This is a genomic window from Streptomyces sp. WAC05292, from assembly GCF_003949955.1.
GTDB classification, from domain to species: domain Bacteria; phylum Actinomycetota; class Actinomycetes; order Streptomycetales; family Streptomycetaceae; genus Streptomyces; species Streptomyces globosus.
Window position 1 is genome coordinate 1 of record NZ_RPSE01000371.1, and the last position, 6252, is coordinate 6252.

Sequence of the window (6252 nt, forward strand, 5' to 3'; positions counted from 1 at the left end):
GGCGGCAGGAGAAGGGCGAAAGGAGAAGGCGTGGGGGAGGGGAGCCGGGCTACTTCGTGATCCGGGGCGCGCCGGCCGACGGCACGCCGCCGCCCGGCTGAATCGGCGCGGTCGCCTGGGACTGCGGCGAGGTCGGGTTGGCCAGGGCCGACGGCGGCGCCACCGAGGCCGCCGGATCGGCCGCGGGCTCCTCCTCCTCGGCCGGCGGCAGGCCGCCGACGATTCCGATGCCGGCTTCGTCGAAGGCCTCCTTGATGCGCCAGCGCAGCTCGCGCTCGACGGAGAACTGCTGGCCGGGCATCGTCTTCGCCGACACCTTCACCGTCATCGACGCCAGCAGCACCTCGTCGAGGCCCAGCACCTCGACCGGGCCCCACAGCCGCTCGTCCCACGGGGTCTCCTTCGCCATGGCGTCGGCGACGCCGGCGACGACCTCGCGGATCCGCGGGAGGCTCTCCGTCGGCTTGACCTGGACGTCCACGGTCGCCGTCGCCCAGCCCTGGCTCAGGTTCCCGATCCGCTTGATCTCGCCGTTGCGGACGTACCAGATCTCGCCGTTGTCGCCGCGGAGCTTGGTGACGCGCAGGCCCACCTCGACGACCTCGCCGGAGGCCACACCCGCGTCGATCTTGTCGCCGACGCCGTACTGGTCCTCCAGGATCATGAAGACGCCGGAGAGGAAGTCCGTCACCAGGTTCCGCGCGCCGAAACCGATCGCCACACCGGCCACACCGGCGCTTGCGAGCAGCGGGCCGAGGTTGATGTCCAGCGCGCCGAGCACCATCAGGCTCGCCGTGCCGAGGATCAGGAACGAGGCCACCGAGCGGAGGACCGAGCCGATCGCCTCGGAACGCTGGCGCCGCCGCTCGGCGTTGACCAGCAGTCCGCCCAGAGCGGTCCCCTCGACGGCCTCGGCACCCCGGTTCATGCGCGTGATCAGCTTGGTCAGCGACTTGCGGACCACCGAGCGGAGCGCCATCGCGATCACCACGATGAGCAGGATCTTCAGGCCCAGGTACAGCCACCCGGCCCAGTTCTCCTCTATGAAGCTCGCGGCGTTCGTGACGCTCTCGTGGGCTTCCTGCACCGACGTCGCCGGATCCGGAGTGGCGGCTGCCAGCGGCAGAAGGGCTGCGGGCCAGGGCACGGCGGGAACCTCCAGGTGTCACGGTCTGCCCCGCGGAACGGATGCGGAACAGCCCTTCCACACTATCGGGGCATTCGGGTGACCTTGTTGCCTTGTTCGGGGGAGAGACGAGGCTCACCTGGGGAGAAGTGGGGTGTGGTCGAAAACACCTCGGACCCGTTACGAGTGCGTGGTGGCGTTTCGACCAGCCGTAAGGAGAGACTGGATAGCAGATCGTCCCGGCGCGAGCCACGCGCCGCCGGCGTACAAGGAGGCAGTCCGTGCCGCACGTCCTGGTCCTCAACGCGTCGTACGAGCCGCTCGGCGTCGTACCGCTCCGCCGCGCGCTCGTCCTCGTCCTGGAGAACAAAGCGGTCTCCTTGGAGGAATCGGGCGCCTTCCTGCACAGCGCGACCCGGGTCGTCCCCGCGCCCAGCGTGGTTCGGCTCAAGCGCTTCGTGCGGGTCCCCTACCGGGGGCCCGTTCCACTCACCCGGCGCGCGCTGTTCGCGCGTGACGGCGGCCGCTGCATGTACTGCGGCGGCGTGGCCACCAGCGTCGACCACGTGATCCCGCGCAGCCGCGGGGGCCAGCACGTGTGGGACAACGTGGTCGCCGCCTGCCGCCGGTGCAACCACGTCAAGGCCGACCGGCACCTGGTCGACCTCGGCTGGCGGCTGCGCCACCAGCCCGCTCCGCCGTCGGGCCTGGCCTGGCGGATCATCGGAACGGGGCACCGGGACCCCCGGTGGATGCCCTATCTCCAGCCCTACGGGGCCGACGACGCCCTCGACCGCATCGGCGCGGCCGCCGCCTCCTGACGCACATCCGGCGACCGAACCGGACCAGACCCGACCAGACACCCGACCCGACCCGACCCGATCCCGCACGCCCGCCGGGCCGGGTACGGGCGCTGCCGCCGCGCGGCTCAGGCCGCGGCGGCGGCCGCGGCGTGGGCTTCGTCCACCAGCCGCGCGACGGCTTCCGGCGCCCGCAGCGACGGGTAGTGGTCGCACCCGGCAAGGCGCACCAGGCGGCAGCCGGGGATGCGGGCCGCCATCTCCTCGTTGCACCGCACCACCTCGGCCTGGTCCAGCTCCCCGAGGGCGAGCAGCGCCGGGGCGCGGACCTCCGCCAGCCGGTCGAAGGCAGGGGCGTCCTCGCGCAGCCGGCCGGCCGCGGCGAACCAGGCGGGCAGCGCACCGCGCAGCTGCGCCGCCGCGACGGGATCGGACTCGGGGGTGCCGCCGCCTGCCCGGCCCCAGATCCGAAGCCCCGACCGGACGATGCCTTCCATGTCCCCGGCGGCCGCCAGCCGGCCCACCTCCTCGAAGAAGCCGGGCGGGGTCAGCCCCTCGGCCCCCGTGACCCCCGGCACGAGCAAGGCGAGCCCCGCCACCCGCTCCGGGGCGGCCAGGGCCATGCCCAGCGCGGTGGCGCCGCCCATGCTGGAGCCGACGAGCACCGCCCGGCCCACCCGGAACCGGTCCAGGACCGCGGCCAGATCCTCCAGCTGGGAGTACGGGGCCTCCGGCGCGGGCGAGCGGCCGTGGCCGCGCGCGTCATAGCGGATCACCCGGTGGCCGGGGGCGAGGAGCGGCAGGACGGGGTCCCAGACCGCCGAGTCCCCGACGCCCGGGTGCAGCAGCACCAGCGGCAGGCCGCCGCGCCCGGCGCCGCCCGAGTCGTGCGCCCACACCTCGCCGTCCCGTACCGGCACCCTCGCGTCCGCGCCCATGATCGCCAGTCTGGCGGCGGGCACCGGCCCCGGACAAGGACGATTGCGGCCGCGGTCCCGCCCGGAACCGGCCGCCCCGCCACCGGAACGGGCGGGCGGCGGGCGGCAGGCGGCAGGCGGCGCCGTCGGGCCGTCGGGCCGTCTAGGGGACGACCGCGAACGCCTCGGCGGCGAACAGGCTGCACCCGTAGCGGGTCGCCCGCTTCTCGCAGGTCACGCGGACGAACCGGGCCTGCGCCGGATCCAGCCGGACCGCCTCGGTCCCGCCCTTCGAGCCCGTCACCGTCGCCGCGCGGTGCCAGGACCTCCCGTCCGTCGACGTCTCCACCCGGTAGGCCGACGGGTACGCCTCCTGCCAGTGCAGGACCAGCAGCCCCAGCCGCGCCGGAGCCGCCAGCTCCGCCTGCCACCACGCGCCGTCGACCGGCGGGGACGACCAGCGGGTGGCCGCCGAACCGTCGATCACCGCGGACGCCGGGAACGCCGGCGTCTCGTTCGCCGACGAGGAGGCACGCGCGGACCGGAGGAGGTCCGGCCCGCCCGTCTTCGGCACCGCCCGTACCGCCAGGACCCGGGTCTGTCCCGCGAACGCCACCTGAACCCGGTGGACGCCCGCCGGGGTGGACGCCGCGACCGCCACCGACACCGGGACCTGGACGCGCGTACCGCGCGGCACCCGCACCTCGGCGGGCATCCGCGCCTCGACGCCCTGCGGCGCCGCCGCCGTCAGCGGGCCGCGGACCTCGCCGGGCCGCAGCGCCGACAGCTCGGCCGTCACCGTACGCGCCGCCCCGCCGATCTCCACGTCCACCGACTCCGGCAGCGTGAACGAGGCCTCCGGCCCGTCCGCCGGCCACGGCACCACCCGGTGCACCACCGGCGCCGTGCCCGCCCAGGCCAGCCGGACCGCGTCCGCCCGCACCCCGCCCGCGTCGGCCTGCGTCCAGCCGGTCGGCGAGGCGTCGCCCACCTTGCGCCAGCCCTCGCCCGGAACATGCACCTCGACCGCGCCGCCCCGCGCACCCTGCGGCAGCGGGTCCGTCATCACGGTCACCGCCGACAGCGGCCGGACCCCGTCCAGGCGGACCGTCCAGGCCCCCGGCTCGCGGGAGACGGTGCCGGTCTCCCGGGCCGCGCCCGTCCAGGCGTCCGCCTCCTCGACGGCCTTCGCGAGGAACGGGTCCAGCACCGCCTTGTCGACGCGCGCCGCGGCCGGCTCCGCCAGCTTCCGGCGGGCCTCCGCCAGCGCACGCGAAGCCTGCCAGGCCGCCGCGCCGTCCCCGCGGGTCTGGGCGCGCAGCAGGTCCACGGCCAGTTCGCCGGCCGCACCGTACGCGGAGACCCGCGCCAGCCACGGCCCGCCCTCGGGGGCCAGCCCCGGCAGCCGCTCGGGCGCCTCCCGCATCGCCGTGAACGCGGCCCGCAGCCGCTGCCCGGCCGCCGGGTCGCCCGCGGCGCGGCCCTGCCAGAACTCGTCCATCAGGGGCCGCAGATAGGCGGACTCCGGCTGTGCGAGCCCGGACGAGGCGGAGTTCCCGGCGAGCGCGGCCAGCGACTGCCGGGCCCGCGCGTCGGGGCCGGCCAGGTCGGCGACGGCCGCCGCCCAGGAGTCGCCGGGCCGGTAGCCGCTCGCGTTCCACGCGAAATCGGCGGCCGTGAACAGCGGGATCCGCGACAGCGAGGCGTGCGGCATCGCATTGGCCAGCAGGCCCGCCGAGCCGCCCGCGACGGCCGGCTCGCGACCCGTGTACGGCCCGAGGAAGATCCGGCCCGGATCCCAGTCGTTCACCGGGTAGTTGTCCATCGTCAGCAGCGGATGCTGCCCGAAGGCCTCGCGGGCGCCGGACAGCTCGCGGCCGGTGATGGTGCGCGGCACGACGCCGACACCCGTCCAGGCCACCTCCACCCGCTCGTTCAGCCGCTCGGCGAGGACGGTCCGGTATGCGGTCGCGCCGTTCTGGTGGTACTCCGTCGGCAGCATCGACAGCGGCGCCGCCTCCGGGTGCTTCGCCGCGAGGTGCGCGGCCAGCTCGCCGGCGACCTCGGCGTGCGCCTTCGCCGCGGCCGCGGCACCCGTGCCGTAGCGCACCCGGTCCGCGCGGCAGCCCCACTCCGAGTAGCTGACGTCCTGGAACTGCACCTGGAACGCCCGGAAGCCCAGCTCCCACATCGCGTCCAGCTTGCGGGCCAGCGCGGCCCGGTCCTCCGCCGAGGCCAGGCACATCGACTGCCCCGGGGAGACCGCCCAGCCCAGCACCACCCGGTTCGCGCGGGCCCGGCCGGCCAGCTCCCGGAACTGCTCCTGCTGCGCCGCCGGGTACTCCGCCCGCCACTCGGTGGTGCGGTACGGGTCGTCGCCGGGGGCGAGGAGGAGCCGGTTCTGCTTGGTGCGGCCCATGAAGTCCAGCTGCGCGAGCCGCTGCTCGTGCGTCCACGGCTCCCCGTAGAAGCCTTCGGTGATCCCGCGCACCGGGGCGGACGGCCAGTCGCGCACCAGCACCCCGGGGACCTTCCCGCCGCCCGCCGCGAGGAGTTGGCGCAGCGTCTGCGCCCCGTGGAAGAGGCCGTCCTCGCCGGTGCCGGCCAGCGCGACCGTGCTCCGGCCCCCCGCCTTGCCGACGGCCAGCCGGTAGCCGCCCTTCGGCAGGTCCCCGACCTCGGACGCGCCGAGCGCCCGCAGCGCCTCCTCGGCGCCCCGCCCGTCGAGCCGTACGACGGTCCCGGCCTCGGGGAGCGGCGCGTCGGGCGCCGGCTCGTGCAGGACGCGCACGCCCGCGGCGCGCAGCGCCGTGCGGACCACGCCGACGGCGTAGGGGTCGGCGTCGGGCGCGGCGACCAGTACGGCCTGCTCGCCGAGCGGCACCTCGCGCGCCGCGTCGGCGGCCATCGACTGCGGGCGCGGCCACACGCCGGGCCCCTCGGCGGGGGTGCGGGGTGCGACGGCACCCGGGTCGAGCAGTGGCCCGGGCTGGTTCCCCGCCGGGGCCCCGGCGGCCGCTCCGGGCGCACCCTTGGCCCCGCTGCCGGCCTGGTCGGGGGAGGGCGCGCCGGCCGTCGACAGCAGCCCCTGGTGCTCGGCCGCCACGGCGCCGCCGAGCAGCGTGCCGATGACGGCGATGGCCACGGCAGTGTTCCGCTTCCTGCCCCTGAGCTGCACGAAGCCTCCCCGTCCCGAGTTCGCCGGCGCTCGTACGAATGAGCCCGAGCCCACCACCCGTGCGGCCGGAGTGTCAATGCGAGCGGGTGATCTGACCCGGAACCGCCAGGAATGCCGGGCCGTCCGCTGGGTATGGCTGCGGTGTCGAACCGCGCCGTGCCACGGATCGCTGACCCACCCTCACCATCCGCCCACAGCAACGGGAAGGCAGAACCGTGGAATCCGCTACGC

The 6252-nt window shown here is 75.9% G+C and carries 4 protein-coding genes; 1 reads left to right on the plus strand and 3 read right to left on the minus strand.

Features of this window, described 5'->3' with window-relative positions:
* Positions 1-49: 49 nt before the first annotated feature.
* Positions 50-1147, minus strand: coding sequence for a mechanosensitive ion channel family protein (locus tag EF903_RS26950; RefSeq protein ID WP_125547454.1), 1098 nt, complete (start codon positions 1145-1147; stop codon positions 50-52).
* Between the two features lie 260 nt (positions 1148-1407).
* Between EF903_RS26950 and EF903_RS26955 the strand changes: the two genes are divergently transcribed.
* A complete protein-coding gene (locus tag EF903_RS26955; RefSeq protein ID WP_125547456.1) occupies positions 1408-1947 on the plus strand; it encodes an HNH endonuclease in 540 nt (179 codons plus the stop codon).
* Between the two features lie 107 nt (positions 1948-2054).
* Here EF903_RS26955 and EF903_RS26960 read toward each other — a convergent pair whose 3' ends face one another.
* A complete protein-coding gene (locus EF903_RS26960; RefSeq protein ID WP_125547458.1) occupies positions 2055-2864 on the minus strand; it encodes an alpha/beta fold hydrolase in 810 nt (269 codons plus the stop codon).
* A 142-nt stretch (positions 2865-3006) separates the two neighbouring features.
* Positions 3007-5988: a beta-N-acetylglucosaminidase domain-containing protein gene (locus EF903_RS26965; RefSeq protein WP_260615981.1), complete on the minus strand. Its 2982-nt coding sequence runs from the start codon at positions 5986-5988 to the stop codon at positions 3007-3009.
* Positions 5989-6252 lie beyond the last annotated feature (264 nt).

Excerpts from the sequence above, each read along its gene's own strand:
- EF903_RS26960 (WP_125547458.1), bottom strand. The coding sequence starts at position 2,864 with ATGGGCGCGGACGCGAGGGTGCCGGTACGGGACGGCGAGGTGTGGGCG.